Consider the following 2,059-nt stretch of genomic DNA (forward strand, 5'->3'; position numbering starts at 1 on the left):
TGCACAAGCAGCGCTTTTCAGAGAGCGCATGCCTGATGTTCCCGTTTCTGTGTAAACAATGATAAGTGTAGGCATGACTTTTTTCGTTCACGATCAATACACTGGCTTGTGACAGGGATTGTGTTGTCCAGACTCTGACAAAGCCGCAGGCCGTGAGACAAGCTGCCCTCCGTGCCAATAAGCGTGAGACAATTGAGTGGCTAAAGTTTACACTTGAGGGCGCAGGAGAACGAACCCATGGTTATGCCTTCACAGACACCACTTTTGCCGGATGCTGGATCTGACGGTGTTTTGTCCACGACATTGCCCGCCCGCGTTGTCTCAGCGCCAGTGGTTTCCACGGCCGAGCTGACAAGCACACCGAAGCGGCGCAGCTTCACAGCCAAATATAAACTGCGCATTCTGGATGAGACGGATCATGCTGCAGACACCGGCGGTGTTTCCGCCATTCTACGGCGGGAGGGGCTTTACTCCTCGGCACTGACGGATTGGCGTAGGGCGCGCGCGGCCGGCACATTGGGTGCATTGCAACCGCGTCATCGTGGCCCGAAAATGTCGCCTAACAATCCACTGCAAGCTGAGCTGTCCAAGGCCAACCGTGAAGTTGCAGCGTTGCGGCGTCGTCTGGATCAGGCGGAAGCTATCATTGCAATCCAAAAAAAAGTGGCGGCACTTCTGGACGAGATGGAGCAGACGCAAGAGCGCGGCGGCAAATCATGATGGCCACCGCGATTGCTTTGCCCCCCGGCAGCGGTCTTACCTCCGCCGTTTGCTCCGCGCTGTCCTTGTCCCGTGCAAGCGTTCTTCGACACCGCGCGGCACTGACGGCCCCGCCACCTCTGCGCAAGGCAAGACCACCTTCTTCGCGGGCCTTGCCTGAAAGGGAACGGGACCAGGTGCTGCACCATCTGCGCGAACCCCGCTTTGCGGATCAGACGCCCACTGAGGTCTTTGCCACCTTGCTGGATGAAGGCACCTATCTGTGTTCGATCCGCACGATGTATCGGATATTGGCCGCTCAGGGCGAAGTGGCCGAGCGCCGCCGACAGCGCACACACCCCGTCTATCAAAAGCCAGAACTTCTAGCTGAAGCCCCCAATCAGGTCTGGTCTTGGGACATCACCAAGCTGATGGGCCCGGTGAAATGGTCCTACTTCTATCTCTATGTCATCCTCGACATCTTCAGCCGCCGCGTTGTTGGCTGGCGCGTCGAGCACGCGGAGAGCGCCAGCCAGTTCAAAGAGCTGTTCATCGACGCGATGGAAAAACACGAGGTCCCACGCGATCAGCTGACATTGCATGCAGATCGCGGTGGGCCCATGAAGGCAAAGACGACAGCCCTGATGCTGGTTGATCTTGGTGTGCTCAAATCCCACAGTCGGCCCCACACCTCAAACGACAACCCGTTCTCCGAAGCCCACTTCAAAACACTGAAATATCAGCCAGAGTTCCCCAAACACTTTGAAACCATCGAACAGGCCCGTGCGTTCTGCCGCAGGTTCTTTGCATGGTATAATCAAGACCATCATCACGCTGGGATCGGCCTAATGACACCCGACCAGATTCATTTTGGGCAGGCCCAAGAAATCTATGCCGCACGACAAGCAACACTCGACGCGGCATTCCTCACCACGCCCGAACGCTTCGTACACAAACAACCAAAACCGCCTCAAATCCCGACCGCTGTCTGGATCAACCCACCAAAACCAACCGAAGAAACCCAAGCCTAAATTCCAAAGGCCACTGTCTCAAAGTCGTTGACACGTTCCGGGTCGTCATCAAGGTGGCCTATGCGGGGGTCAACCGACCTGACGCCTTGCAACGGGCAGGTCTCTATAATCCGCCCGAAGGCGCAAGTGACCTGCCCGGGTTGGAAGCGTCAGGAGAGATTGTATCATGCGGTGGGGGTGTCACGAGTTTCAAGCCGGGTGATCAGGTCTGTGCCTTGCTGCCTGGCGGTGGATATGCGGAATATGTCGCGACACCGGCCGCCCATTGTCTGCCCGTCCCTGGCGGGCTGTCACTGCAACAGGCGGCTTGTCTGCCAGAGACTTATTTT

The 2,059-nt window shown here is 57.1% G+C and carries 1 protein-coding gene and 1 pseudogene; both read left to right on the forward strand.

The features are described from left to right. Positions 1-237 precede the first annotated feature (237 nt). Positions 238-1,730 (forward strand): IS3 family transposase gene (locus VGP75_RS14770; RefSeq protein WP_414727810.1). Its coding sequence is split into 2 segments (ribosomal slippage): positions 238-667 and positions 667-1,730, totalling 1,494 coding nucleotides; the frame shifts between segments, so codons are not numbered across the junction. Positions 1,731-1,768: 38 nt separating this feature from the next. After that, positions 1,769-2,059, forward strand: a pseudogene (locus VGP75_RS14775) (alcohol dehydrogenase catalytic domain-containing protein); the annotation flags it as partial.

The sequence above is a fragment of the Yoonia sp. genome, from assembly GCF_036007805.1.
Classification (GTDB): Bacteria; Pseudomonadota; Alphaproteobacteria; order Rhodobacterales; family Rhodobacteraceae; genus Yoonia.